Annotated in this window: 27 protein-coding genes; 16 read left to right on the top strand and 11 right to left on the bottom strand. The window is 55.4% G+C overall.

What is annotated here, in order from left to right:
• Positions 1-413: 413 nt before the first annotated feature.
• Positions 414-761: an H-NS histone family protein gene (locus tag AC1RSM_RS02040; protein WP_492928979.1), complete on the top strand. Its 348-nt coding sequence runs from the start codon at positions 414-416 to the stop codon at positions 759-761.
• Between the two features lie 94 nt (positions 762-855).
• On the opposite strand, the gene AC1RSM_RS02035 is transcribed toward AC1RSM_RS02040, so the two are convergent.
• Entirely contained in the window at positions 856-1,503 is a 648-nt protein-coding gene (locus AC1RSM_RS02035) for a DUF4136 domain-containing protein (RefSeq protein WP_492928977.1), read from the bottom strand.
• Positions 1,504-1,666: 163 nt separating this feature from the next.
• Here AC1RSM_RS02035 and pepN point away from each other — a divergent pair, with 163 nt between their 5' ends.
• Together pepN and AC1RSM_RS02025 are read left to right on the top strand one after the other, a co-directional pair.
• Entirely contained in the window at positions 1,667-4,345 is a 2,679-nt protein-coding gene (gene pepN, locus AC1RSM_RS02030; protein WP_492928974.1) for an aminopeptidase N, read from the top strand.
• Positions 4,342-5,367, top strand: a complete 1,026-nt coding sequence (locus AC1RSM_RS02025) for a class 1 fructose-bisphosphatase (protein ID WP_492928972.1) — start codon at positions 4,342-4,344, stop codon at positions 5,365-5,367. Before pepN ends, AC1RSM_RS02025 begins: the two co-directional genes overlap by 4 nt.
• Positions 5,368-5,621: 254 nt before the next feature.
• Here the strand turns inward: AC1RSM_RS02025 and AC1RSM_RS02020 are convergent, their stop codons facing one another.
• On the bottom strand, positions 5,622-6,608 hold the full coding sequence (locus AC1RSM_RS02020; RefSeq protein ID WP_492928970.1) for a quinone oxidoreductase family protein: 987 nt from the start codon (positions 6,606-6,608) through the stop codon (positions 5,622-5,624).
• Between the two features lie 151 nt (positions 6,609-6,759).
• On the opposite strand from AC1RSM_RS02020, the gene AC1RSM_RS02015 reads away from it, so the two are divergent.
• Positions 6,760-7,620: a DMT family transporter gene (locus AC1RSM_RS02015; protein ID WP_492928968.1), complete on the top strand. Its 861-nt coding sequence runs from the start codon at positions 6,760-6,762 to the stop codon at positions 7,618-7,620.
• 4 nt (positions 7,621-7,624) lie between these two features.
• On the opposite strand, the gene AC1RSM_RS02010 is transcribed toward AC1RSM_RS02015, so the two are convergent.
• The 3 genes from AC1RSM_RS02010 to AC1RSM_RS02000 form a co-directional block, all read right to left on the bottom strand.
• Complete coding sequence (locus AC1RSM_RS02010) at positions 7,625-8,695, bottom strand: tartrate dehydrogenase (protein ID WP_492928966.1); 1,071 nt, start codon at positions 8,693-8,695, stop codon at positions 7,625-7,627.
• 155 nt (positions 8,696-8,850) lie between these two features.
• Positions 8,851-9,789, bottom strand: a complete 939-nt coding sequence (locus AC1RSM_RS02005) for a 2-hydroxyacid dehydrogenase (protein WP_492928964.1) — start codon at positions 9,787-9,789, stop codon at positions 8,851-8,853.
• On the bottom strand, positions 9,789-11,294 hold the full coding sequence (locus tag AC1RSM_RS02000; RefSeq protein ID WP_492928962.1) for a helicase HerA-like domain-containing protein: 1,506 nt from the start codon (positions 11,292-11,294) through the stop codon (positions 9,789-9,791). The genes AC1RSM_RS02005 and AC1RSM_RS02000 overlap by 1 nt, the downstream gene beginning before the upstream one ends.
• A 139-nt stretch (positions 11,295-11,433) precedes the next feature.
• Here AC1RSM_RS02000 and AC1RSM_RS01995 point away from each other — a divergent pair, with 139 nt between their 5' ends.
• The 10 genes from AC1RSM_RS01995 (at position 11,434) to AC1RSM_RS01950 (ending at position 19,038) form a co-directional block, all read left to right on the top strand.
• Positions 11,434-12,165 (top strand): YebC/PmpR family DNA-binding transcriptional regulator, encoded by a 732-nt coding sequence (locus AC1RSM_RS01995; protein ID WP_492928961.1) that lies wholly within the window; start codon positions 11,434-11,436, stop codon positions 12,163-12,165.
• 47 nt (positions 12,166-12,212) lie between these two features.
• Positions 12,213-13,502 carry a phosphoribosylamine--glycine ligase gene (gene purD / locus AC1RSM_RS01990; protein ID WP_492928959.1) on the top strand — a complete coding sequence of 430 codons (1,290 nt, stop codon included), beginning with the start codon at positions 12,213-12,215 and terminating at the stop codon, positions 13,500-13,502.
• 21 nt (positions 13,503-13,523) lie between these two features.
• On the top strand, positions 13,524-14,429 hold the full coding sequence (hemF, locus tag AC1RSM_RS01985; RefSeq protein ID WP_492928956.1) for an oxygen-dependent coproporphyrinogen oxidase: 906 nt from the start codon (positions 13,524-13,526) through the stop codon (positions 14,427-14,429).
• Positions 14,420-15,037 carry a nicotinate (nicotinamide) nucleotide adenylyltransferase gene (gene nadD, locus AC1RSM_RS01980; protein ID WP_492928954.1) on the top strand — a complete coding sequence of 206 codons (618 nt, stop codon included), beginning with the start codon at positions 14,420-14,422 and terminating at the stop codon, positions 15,035-15,037. The genes hemF and nadD overlap by 10 nt, the downstream gene beginning before the upstream one ends.
• An 8-nt stretch (positions 15,038-15,045) precedes the next feature.
• A complete protein-coding gene (gene rsfS, locus AC1RSM_RS01975) occupies positions 15,046-15,450 on the top strand; it encodes a ribosome silencing factor (protein ID WP_492928952.1) in 405 nt (134 codons plus the stop codon).
• 329 nt (positions 15,451-15,779) lie between these two features.
• Positions 15,780-16,250 (top strand): 23S rRNA (pseudouridine(1915)-N(3))-methyltransferase RlmH, encoded by a 471-nt coding sequence (gene rlmH, locus AC1RSM_RS01970; protein WP_492928951.1) that lies wholly within the window; start codon positions 15,780-15,782, stop codon positions 16,248-16,250.
• Between the two features lie 27 nt (positions 16,251-16,277).
• The gene (locus AC1RSM_RS01965) at positions 16,278-16,889 is read left to right on the top strand and encodes a Maf family protein (RefSeq protein ID WP_492928949.1); all 612 of its coding nucleotides are present in this window, start codon (positions 16,278-16,280) and stop codon (positions 16,887-16,889) included.
• A gap of 142 nt (positions 16,890-17,031) precedes the next feature.
• Complete coding sequence (gene dsbG / locus AC1RSM_RS01960; protein WP_492928947.1) at positions 17,032-17,805, top strand: thiol:disulfide interchange protein DsbG; 774 nt, start codon at positions 17,032-17,034, stop codon at positions 17,803-17,805.
• 24 nt (positions 17,806-17,829) lie between these two features.
• Positions 17,830-18,132 (top strand): DsrE family protein, encoded by a 303-nt coding sequence (locus AC1RSM_RS01955; RefSeq protein ID WP_492928945.1) that lies wholly within the window; start codon positions 17,830-17,832, stop codon positions 18,130-18,132.
• Positions 18,133-18,267: 135 nt separating this feature from the next.
• On the top strand, positions 18,268-19,038 hold the full coding sequence (locus AC1RSM_RS01950; protein ID WP_492928944.1) for a MipA/OmpV family protein: 771 nt from the start codon (positions 18,268-18,270) through the stop codon (positions 19,036-19,038).
• A 13-nt stretch (positions 19,039-19,051) separates the two neighbouring features.
• On the opposite strand, the gene AC1RSM_RS01945 is transcribed toward AC1RSM_RS01950, so the two are convergent.
• From AC1RSM_RS01945 to AC1RSM_RS01920, 6 genes are all read right to left on the bottom strand, one after another.
• Complete coding sequence (locus AC1RSM_RS01945; protein ID WP_492928942.1) at positions 19,052-19,429, bottom strand: SUI1 family translation initiation factor; 378 nt, start codon at positions 19,427-19,429, stop codon at positions 19,052-19,054.
• Between the two features lie 218 nt (positions 19,430-19,647).
• Positions 19,648-21,096 (bottom strand): YdgA family protein, encoded by a 1,449-nt coding sequence (locus AC1RSM_RS01940; protein WP_492928940.1) that lies wholly within the window; start codon positions 21,094-21,096, stop codon positions 19,648-19,650.
• Between the two features lie 79 nt (positions 21,097-21,175).
• The gene (locus tag AC1RSM_RS01935) at positions 21,176-22,051 is read right to left on the bottom strand and encodes an NAD(P)-dependent oxidoreductase (protein ID WP_492928939.1); all 876 of its coding nucleotides are present in this window, start codon (positions 22,049-22,051) and stop codon (positions 21,176-21,178) included.
• Between the two features lie 116 nt (positions 22,052-22,167).
• Positions 22,168-22,815: a maleylacetoacetate isomerase gene (maiA, locus tag AC1RSM_RS01930; protein ID WP_492928937.1), complete on the bottom strand. Its 648-nt coding sequence runs from the start codon at positions 22,813-22,815 to the stop codon at positions 22,168-22,170.
• 35 nt (positions 22,816-22,850) lie between these two features.
• Positions 22,851-23,822, bottom strand: a complete 972-nt coding sequence (ispH, locus tag AC1RSM_RS01925) for a 4-hydroxy-3-methylbut-2-enyl diphosphate reductase (RefSeq protein ID WP_492928936.1) — start codon at positions 23,820-23,822, stop codon at positions 22,851-22,853.
• Positions 23,822-24,298 carry an FKBP-type peptidyl-prolyl cis-trans isomerase gene (locus tag AC1RSM_RS01920; RefSeq protein ID WP_492928934.1) on the bottom strand — a complete coding sequence of 159 codons (477 nt, stop codon included), beginning with the start codon at positions 24,296-24,298 and terminating at the stop codon, positions 23,822-23,824. Before AC1RSM_RS01920 ends, ispH begins: the two co-directional genes overlap by 1 nt.
• Positions 24,299-24,347: 49 nt before the next feature.
• Here AC1RSM_RS01920 and radC point away from each other — a divergent pair, with 49 nt between their 5' ends.
• On the top strand, positions 24,348-25,019 hold the full coding sequence (radC, locus tag AC1RSM_RS01915) for a RadC family protein (protein ID WP_492928932.1): 672 nt from the start codon (positions 24,348-24,350) through the stop codon (positions 25,017-25,019).
• Positions 25,020-25,133: 114 nt separating this feature from the next.
• Positions 25,134-25,976 carry a MurR/RpiR family transcriptional regulator gene (locus AC1RSM_RS01910; RefSeq protein ID WP_492928929.1) on the top strand — a complete coding sequence of 281 codons (843 nt, stop codon included), beginning with the start codon at positions 25,134-25,136 and terminating at the stop codon, positions 25,974-25,976.
• The last annotated feature ends 86 nt before the right edge of the window (positions 25,977-26,062 follow it).

Raw genomic sequence — 26,062 nt, 5'->3', positions numbered from 1 at the left:
ATGTGCCACCGTATGCGATGCCGGCGTACGGATCGGCCGGTTTTACTGATGTGGCGGGCTCCAGAGCCGCTGACGGGCTAATAGGTTCAAAAATTCCAATTACGACATTTTCTGATACGTAATTAAAAGTATTTTAAAATTTCCCTAATTAAAAGCCCACCTATACGGTTTTGATATAAACCCATTCAAATCCATGATAACCCCTGATTAGATTAATGAATCACGGCTCATCATATTGTCTAATGACCGTAAATAATTACAAAAACCAAACACCATTTTGAATTAACATTTATTTTTTATCCAAAGCTCTTATCTTTTCAAGAAAATCAAAGTACACTGTTTTCGCATGATAAACATGAGCTTGTGCAGGCAGGGTTTATCAGATAACTACAAACATGAAACAGGAATCCCATATGTCAGTCGAAACTTACAGCTCCGCAAAGCAGAAGATAGAGAAAGAGATTCTGCGTCTGCAAAAACAGATGAAATCCCTTCGCGTCAAACAGCGTCGTCCTGTCATCGCGTCTATCGTCAAATCCATGCAAGATAACGAGATCACGATTGAAGAAGTCGCTGATGCTCTGGAAAAGTCCGCCCGTCGCGGTGCTGGTGCAGGTTCCGATAGCCCAAAAACAAGCCTGCCGCCCAAATATCGTCACCCCGGTACCCAGGATACCTGGACCGGCCGTGGTCGCCCTCCACGCTGGATCATTGATGCTGAAGCCAATGGCCGCAAGCGTGAAGAGTTCCTGATCAAATAAGGTACGGAACCAAACAAAAGAAAGGGACCGCTTGAAAAAGCGGTCCCTTTCTTATTTTCGCCAATCCCCTACACAATATCGGGTTTCTTGGCTCTCAATTCTTGGGCAAAGAATATCGGATATCAATCACCTGCCCGCTATTACCCGGAAAGCCGTCAAATATGGCCTGGGACAAAAAAGGCATTTGCTGGTCAAGATTGTCCGAGTGGCTATAAGACACGGCGGTGGCACGATACACTTCTGCACCTGAGTTTTGATTATCTGTAATGATTACATTCAGATAATTTTTATATACAGTTACAGGTACGTTCACAACATTCGGAGAATAAAAGAATCCGCCGCCCCAACCATCGTTCGGCGCATAATAGCCGCGCCCTATTCCCCAGGCAGATGGGCCATAAAAGCTATCGGCAAATTGCGGCACCCAACTTTGCTCCTGCGGATTGCCATAATCCATTTCCACCACAAAACGTGCCGCTTTCTGATCGGAAGCCTCTACCAGCCCCGTAACCCCAATCGCCGCCCGTACCGAGTCGCTAAAAGACTGGTATTGCAGATTGCCGCTTTCCTGCGGCGAGGACTTGATGTAGTAACTATCGCCACTGGTGGCCGCAGGCCACTGCTGATAGCGTGTCAATTTGGCGGACCAGCTAGGCGCAGCACATGCCGTGGTCAATGCCGCAAAGGCCAGGCTCATCAGGCGTAGGGCGCGCCAGGAAAACCCTTCAGAAAATAACGTCATAGTTTCACCCCTGCTTGTTTTTCACTTACTCGTTCAAGCCCGATTTATTACGGCGCCTTAGCGCCAAAGAACATTTAGTTTACTGCCTGTTTCCACTCATCAGTATGGGCGTTCAAACAACATTACAATAGACCATCTTTTTCGATTGTCGGACCAGGATCACATGCGCACAGACACCTTACCTACGATCTCCCGCCAGGATTACCAGCCCTATCCCTACCTGATTGAACAGGTGCGGCTGGAGTTTGATTTGGCGGCCGAGCAAACTTTGGTTCGTCTGGCTTTTCGAGCCAGCAGCCGGGATGGCCAAATCCGTCCTTTGGTACTGGATGGCGAAGACATTGAACTGCTTGAGATCAGCATCAACGGCACCGCCCTTCATGCCCAGGACTATCAGCTCAACGAGCAAGGCCTGACGCTGACACCTAGCGAAGCGGAATTTGATCTGGTGCTGGTGAGCCGTTGCCGCCCCCAAGAAAACACCATGCTGATGGGCCTGTATGTATCAGGCCAGAATCTGTTTACCCAATGTGAAGCCGAGGGCTTTCGCCGCATTACTTTCTTTCCTGACCGGCCTGATGTCATGGCCCGTTTTGAAGTGGTATTGCGCGGCGACCCCACACTCTACCCTTACCTGCTGTCCAACGGTAATTTGCTGGAAAGCACCACGCTGGAAGATGGCCGTCAACAAGCCATTTGGGAAGACCCCTTTCCAAAACCTTCTTATTTATTTGCGCTGGTCGCCGGCGACTTTGATGTGCGCGAACGCGAAATTTTAAAAGCCAATGGTCACCCTGCCCTATTGCAGGTTTATTGCGATCGTGGTGACGGCGATAAAACCGAATGGGCCATGGAATGCCTGGAAAATTCGGTACGCTGGGACGAACAACGCTTTGGTCTGGAACTGGATCTGGATCGCTTCATGATTGTGGCCGCACGCGACTTCAATATGGGTGCGATGGAAAACAAAGGCCTGAACGTCTTTAATGCCGCCTATGTTCTGGCAGATGCCCAAAGCACCACCGACGCCTCTTTCCATGCCGTGGAAGCAGTCATCGGCCACGAGTACTTCCATAACTGGACTGGCAACCGCGTGACCTGCCGGGACTGGTTCCAGCTATCCCTGAAAGAGGGGCTGACCGTATTCCGGGATCAGGAGTTCTCCGCTGACATGTTGGCCAGAGGCCTGGATGGCGCTCAAGCCGCCAGCGCCCGTGCCGTCAAACGCATTGATGATGTCAGCGTTCTGCGCGCCGCCCAGTTTCCTGAAGACGCCGGCCCAATGGCTCACCCCATCCGGCCAGAAAGCTATCAGGAAATCAGCAACTTCTATACCGCCACGATTTACGAAAAAGGTGCAGAAGTCATTCGCATGCAACACACCTTGTTGGGCGAAGACAATTTCCAGGCCGGTATCCGAGAATATTTCAAGCGCCATGATGGCCAAGCCGTCACCTGCGATGATTTCGTGGACAGCATGGACAGCGTGTATCGCCAGGTCAAACCCGGCCAGAGCCTGGAGCAGTTCCGACGCTGGTATCAGCAAGCCGGTACTCCTCGTGTTCAGGTCAGCCTGACGTACGACGCCGACGCACAGACCGCAACACTGACTTTGCGACAAAGCAATGCACCTGCCGGGATTGAAAACAAGGCCACACCCAAGCCGCCTTTGCATATCCCCTTTGCACTGGGCATGCTGGATCAACAAGGTCGCCCCTTGACCTTGCACCTGGATGATCAGCAAGGCGACACGTTAGTGTTGGACTTTACCGAAGCCGAGCAAAGCTGGACCTTCAGCCAGATCCCCGAAACGCCGGTTCTCTCCTTGCTGCGTAACTTCTCCGCCCCCGTGCGAGTGGAGTATTACCGCCCTGATTCCGAACTGGCCCTGCTGGCGCGCCATGACACCGATCCTTTCGCCCGTTGGGAAGCGGCCCAACTGCTGGCGACACGTTTGATCCTGTCCAGCGCCTCCGGCCGTGCTCCGTCGCCCAGTCAACTGGCTACCGTCGTGCAGACATGGCACGCACTGGTACAAGACCCGGTTCTGAGCCCTGCCTATAAAGCTCGCATCCTGTCTCTGCCCAGCGAACGCGAATTGCTGGAACAAACCAAGCCCATGACACCGCGCGCCGTCGTACAAGCCCGCCGTCAGCTACAGCGTGAATTGGGTCTGGCTCTGACGCCTTATTGGCAAGAGCTTTACCAATACCTGAACCTGCAGCAAGCCCCTTACAGCCCGGATGCCCTGCAAGCCGGCGAGCGTTCCTTGCGCAATCTGGCCCTGAACTACCTGCTCGTGGCTGGCGTCAATACCGGCCCGCAACTGGCCCGCAACCAATACGATCAGGCCAGCAATATGACCGATCGCATGGGTGCGCTCAGTGCGCTGGTCAATTACGGCGATGAGCAAGACCGTCAGGACGGACTGGATGACTTTTTCCAGCGCTGGCAGGACAATCCTTTAGTTTTGGACCGCTGGTTCAGCCTGCAGGCCACCGCCCCCAGCACGCAAGTTGCTCAAGTGCGCGCCCTGATGCTGCACCCGGCCTTCTCGCTGCGTAATCCCAACCGCGCCCGCTCTCTGATTTTCCAGTTCTGCATCAATAATATGCAGGCTGTACACACGCCTGAAGGCTACGCTTTCTGGGCCGAGCAAGTTATTGCACTGGACAAGCTCAACCCAGAAATTTCTGCCCGCCTGGCACGTGTGTTTGATAATTGGGCTCGTTTTGAACCCGAAGCCCGCGACCTGCTCAAAGCAGCGCTGGAGCGCATCCAGGCCGAACCAGGCCTATCGGGCAATGTGGCCGAAATCGTACATAAAGCATTAACTCTTTGACCTCGGAGTCTGTCTTGAAGAAAAACCTTACTCAGTATCTGGTGGAGCAACAGCGCCAGAAAAAAACGGTCACCGCCGATGTGCGCCTACTGCTGGAAACAGTGGCTCGGGCGTGCAAGGCTATTGGCCATGCCGTCAGCAAAGGGGCGCTGGGCGGCGTTCTGGGTTCTCTGGACTCCGAGAACGTCCAGGGTGAAGTTCAAAAGAAACTGGACGTGCTGTCCAATGAAATCCTGCTGGAAGCCAATGAATGGGGGGGCAACCTTGCCGCGATGGCATCCGAGGAAATGGACACCTTGCACCGCATCCCCGATTACTACCCCAAGGGCGAAAACCTGCTCTTGTTCGATCCCTTGGATGGTTCGTCCAACATTGATGTGAACGTGTCCATTGGCACCATCTTCTCGGTACTGAGCGTGCCGCCTGAAGCGCGTGACCGTGTCATTGAAGAGCAAGACTTTCTGCAACCCGGCGTGCGCCAGGTGGCTGCCGGTTATGCCATTTACGGCCCACAAACCATGCTGGTGCTGACTGTTGGCGACGGCGTTGCTGCCTTCACACTGGACAAAGAAATGGGTTCCTGGGTGCTGACCACCGAGCGCATCACCATTCCAGAAGACACGGCTGAATTTGCCATCAATATGTCCAATATGCGCCACTGGGAAGCTCCGGTAAAACGCTACATTGACGATTGTCTGGCTGGCCCTGAAGGTCCATTGGGCAAAAACTACAATATGCGCTGGATTGCTTCCATGGTGGCCGATGTGCATCGCATCCTGACACGCGGTGGCCTGTTCATGTACCCCCGTGATTCCCGCCCCTCGGGCCTGAAAGGCAAGCTGCGTCTGATGTACGAAGCCAACCCCATGAGCTTCCTGGTTGAACAAGCCGGCGGCCTGTCGATCGACGGCACACAGCGCATTTTGGACGTGCAACCTACCGAGCTGCACCAACGTATTGGTGTCATCCTGGGTTCGCGCAATGAAGTAGAGCGTGTACGTCAGTACCACGAGCAAGGCTGATATCCGCCTGCCATGCGCAGGCAGATAAAACCCTGCTAAATAAAAATGGCCTCCATTCTGGAGGCCATTTTTTTATCTATCTAGACTCTGAGCTTTATGTACAACACGGCCTTTTACAGCGCGCCTTGGTCAATCCCGGGGACTGGGCTCTTGAACTAAGAGCGCCAAGTCGTAGACAAAAACAAGCCTTTGCCTGAAACCGAATTGCCACCCTTTTGCAAAGTCCGCTTCGCCGCTCGCGGCCAGTTCCGGATTTATTCCAGGGTCAAGACTGTAGAGCCAGTGGTACGGCGGCTGGCCAATTCTTCATGCGCCTTGGCAACCTGATCCAGGGGAAAACGTTGGCCAATCAAGGCCTTGATCTTGCCTTGCAAGACCAGATCAAACATCTCGTCCGCCGCTTCCTGCATGGCTTGCTGTGTGGGCACATAAGCACCCAATACTGGGCGAGTCACATACAAGGAACCTTTAGACGCCAAGGTTGCCAGATTCACACCCGTTACCGGACCAGACGCGTTGCCAAAGCTGACCATCAAGCCACGCGGCTGCAAGCAATCCAGCGAGCGCTCCCAGGTATCTTTACCTACCCCGTCATAGACCACTGGCACTTTCTGCCCATTGGTCAATTCCAGCACGCGTTGCACCACGTCTTCACGGGAATAATCAATAACTTCCCAAGCACCGTTCTCTTTAGCCAGAGCCGCTTTTTCCGGGCTGGAAACGGTACCAATCAGTTTCACGCCCAAGGCGCGGGCCCATTGGCAAGCATACAAACCCACTCCACCCGCAGCGGCGTGGAACAAAATAGTCTGACCTTCATGAACACGATAGGTTTGGCGCAGCAAATACCAGCAGGTCAAACCTTTGAGCATCATGGCGGCTGCCTGCTCAAACGAAATACCGTCAGGAATACGCACGACACGATCTGCAGGCACATTACGCGCCTCGGCATAGGCGCCCAGTGGGCTTTGACCATAAGCAACCCGGTCGCCCACTTTCAGGTGTGTCACACCCGAGCCCACTGCTTCAACGATCCCGGAGGCTTCAAAACCCAAACCGTGCGGCAAAGGATTGCTGTAGAGGCCATTGCGGAAATAAATATCGATAAAGTTCAAACCCACCGCCTTTTGGCGTATGGTGACTTCCTTTTCCTGAGGGGCTGGCAACTCTACTGAAGCCCACTGCAATACCTCGGGGCCACCATTGCGTTCAATCCGTATGGCCTTGACCGTCTGCGTCATCGTTTTACTCCTTTGATAATTGGGTCCGATAGCAATGTCTTAGAATAATGCCTTACACGTATTGCCTGCCTGACCCGCTTGCCCTATCACTGGCTGATATAAAAACACCAGAATAGCCTAAATTGACTCTCTTTTTCTCGGATAGCTTTCCATGACCCGTGGACGTGCTCTCGCTGCCATTCACATGGCCGCCGTTCTGTTCGGACTGACCGGTATTTTTGGTGAATTGATTCAAGTCGGCGCCATGCTGATTACGGCGGGGCGGGCCAGCTTTGCGGTCCTGGCTTTATTTATCAGCATGCGCTCACAAGGGCGTGGCTTGCGCCAAGGTATGAAGGCCGCAGACTTTCGCACTTTGCTGATGGCCTCCATCATGCTGGCCGTTCACTGGGCTACGTTTTTTGTGGCGGTTAAAGTCGGTGGCGTAGCTATTGCAACCTTGGGCTTTGCCAGCTTCCCGGCCTTTATTACTTTGTGCGAATGGGCAGTTTTACGAGAACGAGTCACATCGTCTGAATGGGTCATTCTGGCCTTGGTCACCGCCGGTCTTTTACTGGTGACACCCTCTTTCGACTTCCAGGATCAGTCCACCATCGGTCTGGCCTGGGCCATTGCCTCCGGCTTTACCTTTGCCATGTTCACGCTGATCAATCGGCGTGCGGCCAAACACCTGTCGGCCCAGCAAGTGGCTTGGTGGGAGAACCTGTTTGTCGCCTTGATGTGCTGGCCTTTTGCACTGCCCTTTTTGGGGGAAAGCACCTGGATGGACTGGGTATGGATCGGGCTGCTGGGCGTCTTTTGCACAGCGCTTTCGCACTACCTGCTGGTATCAGCCTTGACGGTCTTGAATGCACGTAGCGCAGGAATTGTGATTGCTCTGGAGCCCATCTACGCCATTGCCTTTGCTGCCCTGCTCTTTGCTCAATACCCCAGCAGCCGGGCGCTGCTAGGCGGGGCCATCATGATTGGCGCCATCACTTGGGCGGGCCTGCGCCCACCCAAGTCCAGCTAATGGCTTAGGCCATCGCTTCCAGCACCTGGGCGATGGCAGCACCCACTTCCTGCGTGCTGGCCTGCCCGCCTAGATCTGGCGTACGTGGGCCTTTTTCCAGAACCTGCTCAATGGCTTGCACTACTTCGGCAGCCGCCTGCGGATAGCCCAGGAAATCCAGCATCAAGGCACCACTCCAGATCTGCCCCACCGGGTTGGCAATTCCCTTGCCGTAAATATCCGGGGCTGAGCCGTGCACTGGCTCAAACAAGGAGGGGAATACACGCTCCGGGTTCAGGTTGGCCGATGGCGCAATCCCAATCGTGCCAGTACATGCAGGGCCCAAGTCGGACAAGATATCGCCAAATAAGTTGGAGGCCACCACCACATCAAACCAGTCCGGGTGCTGCACAAAGTGTGCGCAAAGAATGTCGATGTGATATTTATCCCATTTCACATCTGGGTATTGTTCGCCCATCGCCGCTACGCGTGAATCCCACCAGGGCATGGAGATGGAAATACCATTGGACTTGGTCGCAGCAGTCACATGCTTGCCGCGTTTTTTAGCCAGCTCAAACGCGAACTTCAAGACACGATCTGTGCCGGTACGCGTAAAGACGCTTTCCTGAATGACTACTTCGCGCTGCGTGCCTTCAAACATGATGCCGCCGCTATTGGAATACTCGCCTTCGGTGTTCTCGCGCACGATGAAAAAATCAATATCACCAGGCTCACGACCTGCCAGCGGCGAACGCACACCGGGCATCAAGCGCACAGGGCGCAAGTTGATGTACTGATCAAATTCACGACGGAACTTGAACAGCGACTCCCACAGTGACACATGGTCAGGCACCAGATCAGGCCACCCCATGGCACCAAAGAAAATGGCCTCGGTCTCAGACAACTGGGCTTTCCAGTCCGCAGGCATCATGCAGCCGTGCTCCTGGTAATACTCCGAGCTCCAGTCCAGCACTTTCCAATCAAAATTGATGGCGTGACGGCGAGCCGCCACTTCCAAAATACGCAAACCCTCGGGCATGACCTCTTTGCCGATTCCGTCTCCAGCGATAACGGCAATGCGATGTACTTTACTCATTCCTCTTTCCTTGTGGTTTTACACGGCCGCAACGGCCTTATTCTGTCCATATGCCATTTTTCAATGGCTGTCTCAAGTCTCCATCTCAGCGCAGACTTAACGCTGCTGGCGCCCCTCAAGGCGCCAGAAAACAATCAAAGCAGGTGGGAATGCGATCAATACCCTAGGCTGGGGTCTACCCGCCCGCTGGCTGTTTTCCCTTCGTGCAGCAAGGCAATGCGCGAGCCAATTTGCTCCATTGCCTGATCACGCAAGGTAATCCCTGAAATATGCGGAGTCACCATCACGGCCGGATTGCCCCAATAAGGGCTGTCCGCTGGCAATGGTTCCTGTACAAAGGCGTCCAGCAAGGCACCTGCCAACTGTCCACTGTCTAGCGCAGCCAGCACGTCTTGATCAACCAGATGCGCGCCACGGGCCACATTAATCAAGTAGCCACCGGGTTGCAAATACGCCAAGGTTTCACGATTAATCAAACCCTTGGTCTGAGGTGTCAGCGGCAAGGCATTGATCAGGATACGACTGTTGGACAGGCATTGCTGCAAACCTTGTTCACCCGCATAGCAAGGAAAATTCGCTTCATGCAAACGGCGTGACCAGCCCTGAACGGGATAGCCCAAGCTGCCAATGACATCCGCAATCTTGCGCCCGATCACTCCCAATCCCAGCACGGCCACCGGCCAGTCACGGCGACTCAGCGGGCGATGAGCCTTCCACTGGCCTTGTTTGGCCTGCTCTTCGTAAGGACTAAAACGCCCGGTTGCACGCAGCACACCATATAAGGCGTATTCGGCCATTTGTTCGGCCATGCCGGCATCTTCCAGGCGGTACAGGGGCAGCTCAGGAGGAATCAAACCAGTAGCCGCATCGACGCCTGCGCCCAGATTAAATACGGCTCGCAAGGCAGGCTCTTGCTGAAACAAGGCAGGGTCCGGCTGCCACACCACTGCATACTGTGCCCCTGTCGCGCCTTGCCCGACAACAAACTCATCCACCGTCCAATCCGGATAAGCCTGGCGAAAATGCTCCGCCCAGCGTTGAGTTTCCGATGGGCGCGGTGTAGCAACAATCAAATGAGGCTGTGTCGAGGGCATCAGCGCTTTCCTCCAAATAAAGAACCCAAGACCCCGCGCAGCACCTTGGTGGCCGCACGTTTGGTCTCGGTTTTAATCATGCTTTGCACCAAACCGTCTTTTTTGCCACCACGCGGTCCGGTTGATCCAAAAAGAAAATCGTTCACCACGCCCATCAAACCGTCTTCTTTACCCGCGCCTGCCGCAGCTTTACCAGCGGCGCCAGCGTCCCCGTTCGCAGCCGCATCATTGGCGCGCTTGGCCAGCACTTCATAAGCAGACTCGCGATCAATGGCCTGGTCATACTTCACGCTAAATAAAGAGGCTTGACGCACGGTTTGGCGTTCTGCCTCCGTGGCCGGGCCAATCCGGCTACCCGGCGCAACCAGCCAGGCCCGTTCGGTCGGGGTAGGAATGCCTTTGGCATCCAGCATGGAAACCAGCGCCTCTCCCACACCCAGTTCGGTAATGGCGGCCTCGATATCCAGACCGGGATTGGGGCGCATGGTTTGCGCAGCAGTCTTGACGGCTTTTTGATCGCGCGGCGTAAAGGCGCGCAAAGCGTGCTGTACGCGGTTGCCCAACTGCCCCAACACGGTGTCGGGAATATCCAGGGGGTTTTGCGTCACAAAATAAATGCCGACGCCTTTGGAGCGAATCAAGCGCACCACCTGCTCGACCTTCTCCAGCAAGGCCTTAGGTGCACCTGTAAACAATAAGTGGGCTTCATCAAAGAAGAAAACCAGACGTGGTTTATCCAGGTCACCCACCTCAGGCAGACGTTCGTAAAGATCGGCCAGCATCCACAGCAAAAACACGGCATACAGACGGGGCGACTGCATGAGTTTGTCGGCAGCAAGCACGTTAATCATGCCCCGGCCGGAGGCGTCCGTCCGTATCCAGTCCATGACATCCAGAGCGGGTTCACCAAAAAAACGGTCCGCCCCCTGGGTTTCCAGACGCAGCAAGGCGCGTTGGATGGCCCCCACACTGGCAGCGGCAATATTGCCATACTGACTACGCAGCTGCGCCGCCCGGTCCGCGACATCCTGCATCACAGCACGCAAATCTTTCAGGTCCAGAATCAGTTGCCCTTCGTCGTCGGCCACGCGAAAGACAATATTCAGAATGCCTTCCTGGGTATCGTTCAACTCCAGGATCTGAGCCAGCAACAAAGGCCCTAAATCCGAGATAGTGGCGCGTACTGGATGACCTTGCTCACCAAAAATATCCCAGAAGGTCACCGGGTTGGCGCCCCAGGCGGGTTCAGGCAGGCCCAGCTTTTGCAAGCGTTCCTGTAATTTCGGATTGGGCTGCGCCGCTTGGGAAATACCGCTCAAGTCGCCCTTGGCATCGGCCAGAAAGACCGGCGTACCCTGGCGGGAAAAGGCTTCGGCCAATACCTGCAAGGTCACAGTTTTACCTGTTCCTGTGGCACCGGTGATACATCCGTGCCGATTTGCCAGCGCTGGCAACAGGTAGAGGGGAGTATCGCTGTTCTGAGCAAGCAAAATTGGATCGGCCATGATTGTTTGTTCTCTTCCGGATAGAATGCCAAGTGCCTAGATTCTAGCGACTTTCGCCCAAGCTCGGGCCTTGTCGTCCAGACAGGTTAAAATAGATCTGTTTTTCTTTGAACGTAGTCTACTGAATTGGTAATACTTTATGGCCGGACATAGTAAATGGGCGAATATTCAGCACCGTAAAGGTCGTCAAGACGCAAAACGGGGCAAGCTTTGGACCAAGATCATTCGTGAGGTCACTGTGGCCGCACGTGCTGGTGGCCCTGACCCCGAGTCCAATCCACGTTTGCGCATGGCCTGGGACAAGGCAACCGCTGCCAATATGCCCAAAGACAACATCATGCGTGCCATCCAGCGGGGTGCTGGCGGCACAGATGATGCCAATTACGAAGAAATCCGCTACGAAGGCTATGGCATCAACGGTGCCGCCGTGATCGTTGACTGCATGACGGATAACCGTCAACGCACCGTCTCGGACGTGCGACACGCCTTCACTAAAAATGGCGGCAATCTGGGGCTGGATGGTTCGGTGGTGTTTCAGTTTCGCCACTGCGGCCAGTTCCTGTTCGCGCCAGGCAACTCGGAAGACAGCATTATGGAAATTGGCCTGGACGCCGGTGCCGACGATATCGTCACCGATGAGGAAGGCCTGATTGAAGTGCTGTGCGCTCCCACCGACTACCCCGCTGTACAAGCGGCGTTCCAGGCCGCCGGACTGACCCCTGAAGTTGAAGGTGTGGTCATGAAAGCCCTGAACGAGACTGAATTGAGCGGCGACGATGCCGCCAAGATGCAAAAACTTCTGGACGCATTGGAAGGCCTGGACGATGTCCAAGAGGTCTACACCACCGCCGTCATGGACGAAGCCGAATAACCTGTTTCTGAAAACTCCTCTTTGCGGGCCCTGCCCGACTCACCACTATGAAGCTACTTGTTGTCGGCAGCGGCGGCCGTGAACACGCCTTGGCCTGGCGCCTGGCCCAATCTGCACGCGTACAAACCGTTTACGTTGCCCCTGGCAACGGCGGTACGGCGCGCGCCGAACGTATTGAAAACCTGGATATCACCGATATTCAGCAACTGATCGCCTTTGTGAAGGCAGAAAAAATTGCCTTCACCGTGGTCGGCCCGGAGGCCCCTTTGGCTGCAGGCATCGTGGATGCCTTCCGTGCCGCGGGTCTGAAGATCTTTGGCCCCACGCAAGCGGCAGCGCAGCTGGAAAGTTCCAAGGACTACGCCAAAGCATTTATGGTGCGTCACAACATTCCTACGGCTGCTTACGCCACTTTTACTGACCCTGAAGCGGCCAAGGATTACATCCGCCAACAGGGCGCTCCCATCGTGGTCAAGGCTGATGGCCTGGCCGCTGGCAAGGGCGTCATTGTGGCCACCACGCTGGAAGAAGCGCTGGGTGCAATTGATGACATTCTGGGCGATGGCCGCTTTGGTGCTGCGGGTGCCCGCGTCGTGGTTGAAGAGTGCCTGACCGGCGAAGAAGCCAGCTTCATCGTCATGTGTGATGGCAAAAACGTGCTGCCCATGGCGACCAGCCAGGACCACAAACGCCTGAAAGACGGCGATCAGGGTCCAAACACAGGCGGCATGGGTGCGTACTCCCCTGCTCCTATCGTCAGCCCCACCCTGCACAACCGCATCATGCGCGAAGTCATCCACCCCACCATGCAAGGCATGGCCAAGGAAGGCTTGCCTTACTCGGGCTTTCTGTATGCAGGCGTGATGATTGACGACGGCCCGGACGCGACCCGCCCCATCAAGGTGCTGGAATTCAACTGCCGCATGGGCGACCCTGAAACACAGCCCATCATGATGCGCATTAAAAGCGATCTGACCGAAACCTTCGAACTGGCCTTGGCCGGCAAGCTGGACGAGGCCACCATCGAATGGGATCGCCGCACTGCCATTGGCGTCGTTTTGGCAGCAGCAAACTACCCCGAAGAGCCCCGCACCGGTGATGCCATCACTCAGTTTGCGACCGATACTGACAACTGCATTACCTTCCACGCTGGCACCCAGCTGAAAGACGACACGGTTGTGACGACCGGTGGTCGTGTGCTGTGCGTTACCGCCATGGCAGACTCCATCAGACGCGCCCAGGAAGCGGCTTACCAGGCTATTTCCCAAACGCATTTCGACGGCAAGCAATTTCGCACCGATATCGGCTGGCGCGCTCTGCCCAGCAACGAATCCTGATTCACGCAGCAAGGTCTTTTCATGTCTTTACCCATTGATACCGTCCAGGCTTATTTCCGTCAGTTGCAAAGCCACATCGTGGACACACTTGAGCAATTGGACGGGACGCCGTTTGAAGCGGACCAGTGGGATCGTCCAGAAGGCGGTGGCGGCTTGTCCCGCCTGCTGGAGAACGGCCCCGTCTTCGAGCGGGCTGCCGTTTTATTCAGTCATGTAAAAGGCACAACCCTGCCGCCGTCCGCCAGCGCACATCGCCCTGAGCTGGCTGGACGCCCCTGGGAAGCGATGGGAGTGTCGCTGGTGATTCACCCGCGCAATCCCTTTGTGCCTACCACGCACATGAACGTGCGCATGTTTGTGGCCCAAGCCCAGCAAGCAGACCAACAGGACGTGTTCTGGTTCGGGGGCGGTCTGGATCTGACCCCTTACTATCTGCAAGAAGACGATGCCCGCCACTTCCACCAGGTTTGCCACGATGCGCTGGCTCCTCACGGAGAAGATTACTACCCGCGCTACAAACGCTGGTGCGACGAGTATTTCTATCTCAAGCATCGCAATGAAACCCGTGGCATTGGCGGCATCTTTTTTGACGATTTGAATGAACCCGGCTTTGAGGCCAGCTTCGCGCTGACCCGCTCGGTCGGCAATTCCTTCACTGAGGCCTACGCCCCCATCGTGCGTGCGCGCATGGATCAGAAATACGATCAGGCACAACGAGACTTCCAGGCTATCCGTCGCGGCCGCTATGTGGAATTCAATCTGGTCTTTGACCGCGGGACTTTGTTTGGCCTGCAATCGGGTGGCCGTACGGAATCCATCTTGCTGTCCATGCCACCGCAAGCCAACTGGCGCTATAACTGGTCACCGGAACCCGGCACGCCGGAAGCCGCCCTGGCCCAATACCTGGTGCCGCGCGAATGGATTTAAAGCGTATCGGGCTCTTGGGTGGCAGTTTTGATCCCATCCATAAGGCCCATGTGGCGCTGGCCCTGGCTGCTTTTGAACAGCTCAAGCTGGACCAGGTGCAACTGCTGCCTGCGGCCCAGCCCTGGCAGCGCAATACCCTGGGTGCCAGCACCGAGGATCGCTTGGCCATGGCCGAGTTGGCGGCACAAGACCACCCTGCCCTGCACGTCAATCCGGTGGAAATCTTGCGCGGTGGTCCCACCTACACCATAGACACGGTGCGGGATTTACCGGCCGGAACCCAGTACTACTGGATTTTAGGCAGTGACCAGTTGCATAATTTTTGCAGTTGGAACGACTGGCAAGAAATCCTTGAATACGTCGAACTGGCCGTTGCCCAGCGTCCTGGCAGCACACTGGAAACACCCCGTGCTCTGCAAGCGGAACTGAACCGGCTCCAACGTCGTTTACATCAGATCGACTTTCTTCCCATGAGTATCTCCGCTACCGAAATTCGGGAGCGAGTGCAGCGTGGTGACAACATCAGCACGCTGGTCCCCGAAGAAGTCGCTCAATACATTGACAAAAAACGACTCTATCTTTCCCACCCACAGGCCCGCCCTGTATAGTTCTTTTTATGAATATAGAAACACTTCAACGACTCGTCATCGATGCACTCGAAGACGTCAAAGCTCAAGACATCAAGGTCTTTAGCACTACGCACATGACCGGCCTGTTCGATCGTGTGGTCATCGCCAGTGGTACGTCCAACCGGCAGACCCGCGCCCTGGCACAAAGCGTGTTTGATAAAGCACGTCAAAGCAAGATCGAGGTCCTGGCGCACGAAGGCGAGGACACCGGTGAATGGGTGCTGCTCGACCTGGGTGACATCGTAGTGCACTGCATGCAGCCCGCCATTCGCCAGTACTACAACCTGGAAGAACTTTGGGGCGAGCGCCCGGTCGAAGTGGAACTGCTGCCGCAATCGCGTCAAGTTCCACCCGCTGGCTTTTATGCCAGCGCCGACGAGGACGAAGACTAAGCTTCTCCCCGCCTAACCAGCGGTACCCAGGCCGCAACTTACCCTGCGGCCTTTTTTATCGCTGGGCCGTCCCAAGATAAAAATGCCCCCTCGGGGGGCAGCAAGCCGAAGGCGCAGCGTGGGGGTCTTTTTACCGCCGGGCCGCCCCAAGATAAAAATGCCCCCTCGGGGGGCAGCAAGCCGAAGGCGTAGCGTGGGGGTACTTATACCGCTGGGCCGCACCAAGGTAAAAACGCCCCCTCGGGGGCAGCAAGCCGAAGGCGTAGCGTGGGGGTCTTTTTACCGCCGGGCCGCCCAAAGGCGGTTTTTTCTTTTTCTGACGACTTTTCATGAAACTCATTGTCATCGCGGTTGGTCAGCGCATGCCCGATTGGGTGGAACAAGGCTGGCAGGAATATGCACGTCGCATGCCGCAAGACTGCGCCATAGAACTGCGCGAAATCAAGGCAGAACCTCGCACCAGCGGCAAGACGCCCGCCCAGATGATGCAGGCTGAAGCCAAACGCATTGAAGCCGCCATTCCCGCCCAAGCCATGCGTATTGCGCTGGATGAGCGCGGCAAAGACCTGACTACGGTCAAACTGGCCCAGGAACTGGAGCGCTGGCGCAGCAGCGGCCAAGACATTGCCATCCTGGTCGGCGGCCCTGATGGGCTCGATGCAAGCCTAAAGCAAAGCTGCCATGGCATGCTGCGCTTGTCATCCCTGACCTTGCCCCACCCTCTGGTACGTATTTTCCTGGCCGAGCAGTTGTACCGTGCCTGGTCCGTCATGACCGGACATCCCTACCACCGCGCCTGAGCCCTTCTTTATTCGCAGTAGCCTCTTATGCCTTTTCATCCCATCTACCTGGCCTCGGCCAGCCCTCGACGTCACGACCTGCTCAACAGCATCCAGATCGTTCATGAAGTGCTGAACGTACCCAGCCCTCCGGGCGAAGACGAACCCCGTCTGGAACAAGAAGCGGTGATGGACTATGTACGCCGTACCGCCCGCGACAAACTGCTGCGAGCCCTGCAATGGCGTAGCGAGAACAGCCACCTGGATCAGGAGCGCGCTATTTTGAGCGCCGACACCACGGTCAGCATGGGCGAAACGATTTTTGGCAAACCTGCTGACCAGGATGATGCGGCCCGTATCTTGCGTGAACTGTCGGGACAAAATCATAAAGTCATGACGGCCCTGTCCCTGGGTGTCGGGGGTGTGGAGTTTGAAAGCATCAGCATTACTGAAGTCCGTTTCAAAACTCTGAGCGAGCAGGAAATTCAGGAGTACTGCGCCAGCAAAGAACCGATGGGTAAGGCCGGTGCTTACGGTATCCAAGGTCTGGGCGGCGCCTTCGTCCAACATCTGAGTGGCAGCTACACCGGCGTGATGGGTTTGCCTGTACACGAAACCTATCGCTTGCTGGAATTGGCCAATCTGAAGATCCGCAGCTAGTCCATCCAAACTGGATACGGCGTCGGACAGAGATGGGGAACTATCCTGCCATCGCCTAGTCCCACTCTTTTATTATGTTTGGATCTTAGTATATATTTTTTGGATATATACATTTACTGACTGTTTCGCAGGATTAACCACCATGTCGCTTTCTTCTTTTTCGATTCGTCTTGCCCTGGCCGGTGCGCTGTGTGCCAGCACGCTTGCCAACGCTGCTGACCGTCCCGCCGCCCTGAAAGCCCTGGAAGAGCAAGGGCTGTCCGTTGTAGGTGAGTTTGACGCCCCCGGCGGCCTGAAAGCCTGGGGAGCCTATAGCGGCAACCGAGCCCTGGCCATTTACAGCCTGCCCGACGGCCAGCACATGATGGTGGGTACGCTGATCGATGCCAAGGGAGAGGAAGTGCGCCCTGCCGGTCTGGATGAACTGGTCCAACCCATGATTGCCAAAGACATGCTGGGCAAGCTGGAGCAATCCCGCTGGATCAAAGACGGCGACGACAAGGCAGCACGCGTGGTTTACGTCTTTACCGATCCCAACTGCCCGTACTGCATGCAGTTCTGGCAAATGGCCCGCCCGTGGGTAGAGTCGGGCAAAGTGCAGCTGCGCCATATCATGGTTGGCATTCTGGCCCCCAGCAGCAGCTTGAAGTCCGCCGCGATTTTGGCTGCCAAAGATCCTACCCAGGCCCTGAACGAACATTCTTTGGCCATGTTGAAAGATCGCAATGCTGGTATCAAACCACTGGACAGTGTTCCAAGCAATATTGACGCCGACCTGACCCGCAACGAAGACCTGATGATGGGTTGGGACTTGCGTGCCACACCAGCCATGATCTGGCAGGATGAGCAGGGTCAGATTCAAATGCAGACCGGCGCTTCTCCCGACATTGCCGCCCGTGTTTTTGGCCCTCGTTAATTTCTCAGCAAAGGCAGATTACTCATGAGCACTCGCGTCCTCTTGCACGCCCCCACCCCTGATGCCCTGGAGCGGGCCCGCAGCAATGCGCGCAATCTGCTCAAGGATCTCCCAGAGGCCCAGGTCCGTATCATTGCCAACGCCCAGGCTGTCAAAGCGTGCGTACAAGGCGCTGAACACGATTGCGACGTTTACACCTACCTATGTCCCAATACCTTGCGCAACCAAGAACTGAGCGCTCCTGAACGCTTCAAAACACTGGATCAAGGAGCCATCACGACCTTGGTCCAGCTGCAGGCCGAGCACTGGATTTATATCCGAGCCTGATCAGCTGTAGGGCCCGTACAACGAACCATACAGGCCGGTCAATATTCTGCCTGCCCAAGAGCAAACCTTGTTACGATAGCTTGGCCCGCCGCAAGCGGGCACATTCTTTACCCCCCGTATCACAAGGAATCTGTCATGCCCCAACTATCCCGCTCTGCTCTGCGTCCCTGCCTTTTACTGGCTCTCTGCGTTGTAGGAAGCAGTCAGGCAATCGCTCAGCAAACGACTATTGGTTTGGGCATGGGCTTTGCTCCCAAGTACGAAGGTTCCGACAGCTACAGCGGTCGCGCCTACCCACTGATTTCGCACCGCAATGGCCACTTTTTTCTGGCCCCAAAGGCAGGCATGCCCGCCATTGGTTTGCAAACCCAATTAACGGATGACTGGACCATTGGCACTTACGCCTCCCTGTCGCGCTCGCGCGATGCAGGTGATGGCAGCCGCTTGCATGGCACCGATGACATCGACCGCCACGGTAACCTGGGTGTCTTTACGGCCTACCAGTTGGGCAATGCCAAAATTGAAGGCAGCTACTACCAGGCACTGAAAAGCGGCTATGGCGCTACTGCCGTGCTGGATCTGAGCTACCGCCTCTGGAACAACCAGGACAGCAGCTTTTCGGTCGGCACCGAATTGAAGTGGTCCAACGAAAAAGCCATGCGCACCTACTTTGGCGTGAAATCGCATGAAGTCGTCAATAGCGGCGGCCAACTGCAAACCTACCGCCCTGACTCGGGCCTGCGCTCTTACGCTCTGTACGGCCAATACACTCACAAGCTGAGCCAAAGCTGGTCGCTGCAAGGTTTGCTGGGCGTAAACACCTTGGGTGAAGAAGCCAAAGACAGCCCACTGGTCGAGAAGAAAAGCAGTGTATTTGGTGGTGTTGGCCTGGGCTACAGCTTCTAAGCGCAGCGAATAATCAGGGCCTTCCTACCCGTTTGACCTTCAAGCCGTTGTGTTCCAGGCGTGCCTGCACAACGGCTCGGTGATCGCCCTGAATCTCCAGTGTTCCTTCCTTTAGCGTCCCGCCCGCTCCACAGGCGTTTTTCAGCTCCTTGACCAAGGCTTTGAGCTGCTCTTCGGGCATCACCAGCCCACTGACTACCGTTACGCCCTTGCCCTTGCGCCCTTTGGTCTCCAGACTTAACCGCACTGGCCCTTGCACTTGCGAGAGCTTTTCCTGGCGGCGCTCCTCTTCGCAACGACACTGATGCTGCGGCTGTCCGCAGTCCGGGCAGATACGCCCCTGATCTGTGCTGTATACCAGTCTGGATAGTTGATCCGACAAGCTGGCCATCGTCCTTCACTCCCTTGAAAATTAAATGCCATGAACTGGCTGAAATGTGCCTGCTAAAACCGGCTCCGTAAAGTCCTGCCAGTAAAAAACAGCCTGTACCAAGACGCATCGGCCTGCGAAGGCTGGCGGCATGCAAGGCCTTAGCCTGCTTGGCACACATTCATAAAAAAAGCCCACCGATAAACGGTGGGCTTTACGCTGGACAGAGTCCAGACGAATTACATCATGCCCATCAGAACCAGACCCAGCAATTGCTCGGAGGTAAAGCGCTGGCCATTGATGTCAAAAACATGATCGGTACCGTTGTACTTGATTTCGGTAGAGATGCTGTTTTCGTCATTCTTGATCATCTTGGACTCGGCGTAAGGAGCAACTGCTGCTTCCAGAACCATATCCAGCATGGCTGCATTGCCTTGCTCTGGAGGCACGCCTTCAGACTTGTCCATTTCTTTAGCCAGATCACGCAACATGGCTTTGGAAATCAGAACATCCAGCTGAGCGGAAGGAATGGCTTCCAACCACAGCTCTGGGCTTTCTTTCAGCTCTTGAACCGTTGCATTGGGCTTTTGCAGGTCAATACGCAGATTGGCCTTGGACTCGCCACCGGCGGTGTACCAGCGCAAAGGCGCAACGCTCAAGACAGGCTTGTGCTCCAGGGCTTGCAGAACCAGACCCAGCATCTTCTCGGCAGTTGCCTCGTCAGGACCTTCGCCTTCCAGATCCACGTTGGACAACAAGGAGGACACAGCGGAGATGGCAGGAGCGTAAACACGGTCAAAATTCATGACCAGTTCAGCCGAACCCAACTTGACCTTGTCTTCAAAGACCAGATCGGTCAGTTGGTAGCTAACTTTGCTGTCGCTCAAGGAGTCTTTAGTGACGCTTTCCGTGTTGATTGCAACCTGTTTGAACAGGATGCCAGCGGCTTCAGCCGTGCTCATTTTCACGTTGTCGACACTAATCTTGCCAAACTGAGTGCCATTTACGTTGATGTCACCGGTTTGCTTTAAGTCCATCACAAAATTGGTGGCTTCCAATGTCAATGGATCATCGCTGATGTCATCCACAAACAGTTTGGGGAAGTCGCCCGTAATGATGATGTCTTTGGATTTGCCGCCTGCTTTGGTGCGCAGTTGACCGCCGCTGAACTCGACCTTGATTTCGTCGCCTTGATGCTTGATGGCTTCAAAATGCACGTTGGAATCCACCGCACCGTCAAAACCGACCAGGCTGTCTGCCCACAACGGTGTTTTGTCACCGGTCAGCTTGAACCAGCCTTCAGAATCCTTGGTCTTGACCAAGGTGCTGTGCGACATTGCGGCCACGGGTGTGAAGTTACCCAGAGCCAATGCCGACATAGGCAGTGGACCGTGGCTGATCTTGTCATCAAAGGTCAGCTCAAGTGGTTTTTCGTCTGCGTTGCCAGGTTTGACGGTGATCGTGTAGCGAGCGTTAGAGGAGAACACGCTGCGCTGGTAGTCGACCACATTCATGACGACCGATTCGCTCATGCCCATTTGCTGGAGCTGTTCGGCGGCCAAGGTATTGAACTGGGCCACTTTTTCCTGCACCAACGCTTCTGTTTTCTTGCCGGTGTACCAGGTCGAACCGCCATATGCGGCCGCTAACACGACGACCAGTGTGACCAGCCCTGTACTTTTCTTCATTGACTTCCCTTTTGTAGACCTACAGTCCCAACTTCAAATAGCCGACATAATACCGAAACTAAGTTTGACAGATGGTAGTTTATTCCCCGTAATTGTAACTATTCACGAGGGTGATGCGAGCGACGTCCTGCTCGCCCAAACCTAAACGGTGGGCGGCGCGGTACGTTTGTTGGGCAGCGTGGGCGACAGGCATGCTGGTGTGGCTGCCCGTAGCCAGTTCGGCCACCGTATTCAAATCCTTCAACATCGTGTCCACCGACGCTTTGACCTGCGTATCACGCTCAGTCATGCGCGGCACGAACAATTGCAGCAAGACCGAGTCGGCCCAGCCGCCTCCTAAGGCCTCGCTAATTTTGGAGGCATCGACCCCGTTATCATTGGCAAGGCTCAAAGCCTCGGCAATCGCGGTCAGGGTAGCGGCTACAATCGTTTGATTGCATAACTTTGTTACTTGGCCAGCACCCACATCACCCATTAGGGTGACGCGCTGCGCATAGGCCGCCAAGACAGGACGGACCCGATCCAGCGGCTGCGCTTGACCACCAACCATAATGGCCAGTGTGCCTTGCTCAGCGCCACCCACGCCGCCCGACACAGGGGCATCCAACCAATGCGCTCCACAACGACTGTGCAATTGAGCTGCTATCTCGCGGGTCGCCTGGGGAGGAATCGAGGAGTGATCCACGACAATGCGCAAAGCGCCCTGGACACTGGCCAGACCTTGCTCACCCAGCACCACATCCTGAACCGCCTGGGCATCAAAGACACACAAGAACACAGCCTCACAGTGCAAAGCCATCTGTGCCGGGGTGTCGCACCAAGTCGCCCCCTCACTCAGCAAAGCGGCTGCTTTATCTTGGGAACGATTCCAGATGCTGACTTGATGCCCCGCTGCCAGCAAACGCCGCACCATGGGTTGGCCCATCCGGCCCAGACCACAAAAACCAATCTTCATCTCTACTCCTTTACGTCCCGAAAAACGATATCTGTATACCGTGGGGCACGAAAAACCCGCCTGTCAGGCGGGTGAACTCCGGCCTGCCCTTCACAGAGCAGCCATCACGGGCGGACTTAAGCAGCGTCAGGCTGACGATCAGGTGCCGCCTCTTGAAAGGCTGACAATTCCAGGCATTTTTCCTCGACAGCCAGCAAGCGCGGAAACGCCGTCAGATCAATCTCAAAACGGCGAGCGTTATACAGCTGTGGCACAAGGCAAATTTCGGCAATACCGGGGGTGTCACCGAAAATAAAAGGCTGGGCTTTTTGGCCATGACGCTGAACTAAGGCTTCCAGCCCTTCAAGACCTACGCTGACCCAATGGCGATACCAGGTATTGCGAGCATCCTCGTCAGCATTCAATTCGTTTTTCAAATACTGCAAGATGCGCAGATTATTCAAAGGGTGAATATCGCAGGCCACGGTCTGCGCCATAGAACGTGCCCAGGCCCGTTCCGCCGAAGCTTTAGGCAGCAAGGGTAATTCAGGATAACGCTCGTCCAGATATTCCAGAATGGCCAAGGATTGCGTGATGATCAAACCATCATCATCCAGCGCAGGCAGCAACTGGACTGGATTGACCTGTACATAGTCGGGCTGATGCTGCTGCCCCCCATCTTTGAGCAGATGCACTGGCTTGATCTGATAATCCAGGCCTTTGAGATTCAAACCAATGCGCACACGGTATGCGGCTGAACTGCGAAAGTAGCTATACAGAATCATTTTGTCTCCTGCCCACCCTGCAAAAATTGATTTTGTTATTTATTCAGCGTTTCAATCTTGCGTGACAATTCGCGTGGCAGCGGGAAGGCAATATTTTCTTCCACCCCGTCCAAGGCTCGTACACGCCCAACACCCAATTCCTGCAAACGCTGGATTACCTGATTAACCAGAACTTCCGGGGCTGACGCACCGGCTGTCACCCCGACGCGTTTTTTACCCACCAGCCAGGCCGGATCAATCATTTCCGGTTTATCCAACAAGTAAGCCTCGGCGCCTTTGCGCTCGGCAACTTCACGCAAGCGGTTGGAGTTGGAACTGTTGGTGCTACCCACGACCAACACCAGATCGCACTGTGGAGCCATAATCTTCACGGCATCCTGACGATTTTGCGTGGCGTAGCAAATATCGCTTTTCTTGGGTTCCACAATATTGGGGAAACGCTCGCGCAGGGCCTGAGCCACGACGGCAGCGTCATCTACCGACAAGGTGGTTTGCGTCACAAAGGCCAGCTTGTCAGGATCGACCACTTGCAGCTTGGCCACATCCTCGGGAGTTTCCACCAAGTACATGCCACCGTCCGCCTGTCCCAGGGTCCCTTCTACTTCCGGGTGCCCCACATGGCCAATCATGATGATTTCACGGCCTTCGGCGCGCATACGCGAAACTTCAATATGCACTTTGGTAACGAGCGGGCAGGTGGCATCGAACACCTTCAAGCCACGCTGCTCGGCATCGTCACGCACCTGACGCGACACCCCGTGCGCCGAAAAGATAACAATGGCACCGGCTGGAGCTTCGTCCAGCTCTTTAATAAAGATCGCCCCTTTATTACGCAGGTCTTCCACCACGTAACGGTTGTGAACGATCTCGTGGCGCACATAAATAGGGGCGCCGTGCAATTCCAGAGCGCGCTCGACAATATCAATGGCGCGGTCAACCCCAGCACAGAATCCCCGTGGCTGGGCCAGAACAACCTCAGCGTTCTGAACAGGAGTAACTTGGCTCATTAAAGAATCCCCAAAATATGAACATCCAGGCGCAAGGCCACACCGGCCAGGGGATGGTTGAAATCAAACAGGGCGGTTTGCTCGTCAATTTCCTTGAGCACTCCGGAATAACGGCTGCCATTGGGCGCGGCAAACTCCACCATATCGCCCGGCTCGAACTGCACACCCTCGGCCGCGTTGGACGCCAGCATTTCACGCGTAATGCGCTGCAGCAAATCCGGGTTGCGATCACCGTAGGCATCCTGAGCCGGAATATCAACCACGAAGCGCTCGCCTTCCTGGCGACCCAGCAAAGGGGCTTCCATGCCGGGAGCCCATTGGCCATTACCCAGTTGCAGTGTGGCTGGGCGACCCGTATAGGTATCCGCAAATACAGAGCCTGCTGCCGGGCCACTGGCCAGCTCTATACGATAGTGCAAGGTCAGGTAGGAATCCTGACGGACAATTCCAAGCTCGGAACTAGCAGTGTTACTCACGATCGCTCACTATAGAAAATCATTCAATTACCGCATTTTAGCGTTTCTTATGGCTACATCCACATTACGCCGCCAAGGGCCCCGAGAGCGCATGTTGGCGCACGGCCCGGCCTGCCTGACCACCCCTGAACTACTGGGTATCGTCCTGCGCACTGGCACGCGCGGGCACAATGCTGTTGAACTGGGCCAGATATTGCTGGACCATTTTAACGGACTCAAAGGATTATTATCAGCCGATGCGTCCGCCCTGCGCCAGGTTGCCGGAATCGGTCCGGCCAAATGCACAGAACTGTTGGTTATCCGGGAACTGCAACGGCGCTGCGCCCTGGAAAACCTGATGGCCCAGCCCGTCCTGAACCAGGCCGACAAAGTCCGCGAATACTGTCTGGCGCATATCGGCCACTTACCGGTCGAGCATTGCCTGGCCCTGTTTCTGGATAATCAGCTACGCCTGATCTGCGCCGAAGAAATCAGCCGGGGCACCATCAATCAAGCCTCGGTCTATCCGCGCGAAATACTGCGTGCTGCCATCCGTCACCATAGCTGCGCCATTATCCTGGCTCACAATCATCCGTCCGGGGCCGCCTATCCCAGTGCATCCGATATACGGCTGACACGGCACCTGCGACAAGCGCTGGCGCTGGTTGATATCCGTTTGCTGGATCACATCATCGTTACCGCCAACCAAACGGTCTCTATGGCCGAGCGCGGCGATCTTTAAAGCTAAGTCGGCGGAACGCCACCCTCACCGTCCAGTCAGACCCCGATTCTTTGATACAGTTCAGTGAGCTTGCCCGTAAAATCCAGAACACCCTAAAGCCGAGTACGGAACGCTATGCCTGATACCGCCGTGAAGTCCTTTGTTGGACGCATACGCGAGATTCTTCACGATTTATCCCCCTCAGAGCGACGCCTGGCGGAATTCGCCCTGGATTTCCCTGGGGATCTAGCGGGCTACACCGCGTCCGAACTGGCCTCACTGGCCAATGTATCCAATGCCACGGTCACCCGTTTTGTACGGCGACTGGGCTATAGCAATTACGAAGCGGCCCGCAAACAAGTACGCTCCGAAAAAAATGCCGGCTCACCCTTGCTGTTAGCGGCCACCGAGACAGAGGCTGGGCGCTCCCTGGCCACGCATCTGCAGCAAAGTCAGAACAATCTGGCGGCTACCTATAGACGCATTCCCGAATCGCTATTGCAAGAAATCGCCCAAGCCATTCTTGCTGCACGCAAAGTGTGGATACTGGGCTTTCGCTCCAGTCAGTCGCTGGCCAGTTACTTTCGCTGGCAATTACTACAAATCGTGCCCGATGCACAACTGATTCCCGGCCCGGGTGAAACGATGGGGGAACATCTGGCCGGCATACAGAAAGACGATGTAGTGGTAGTTTTTGCCCTGCGTCGGCGAGTGCGTGGCATGAACCAACTTATTGAACAAATGGCGGTCTTGAGCTCGAATGTGCTGCATATTAGCGACCAGCTCAGCCCGGAAAAAAGTGCCTGCCGCTGGACCGTGCGCTGCGATGTTCAATCGCCTGGGGTCCTGGACAACCACGTCGCGGTCATCGGGCTGTGTCATCTGATACTCAGTCAGGTCATGGACAGCGCAGGCCCTGCCGGACGCCGCCATCTGGGCATGGTGGAAGCCTTCCACGACAGCTTTCTGGAGCTGTAAGCCATTCAGATAATCAAATAAAGGTCATAACCGAAACGATATGACCTTTATTTTATAAATTCCCTTTAAATATCAATCAACTGTAG

This window comes from Alcaligenes sp. GW821-FHT11D07 (genome assembly GCF_058808495.1).
This window is presented reverse-complemented; position numbering and strand designations above follow the sequence as displayed.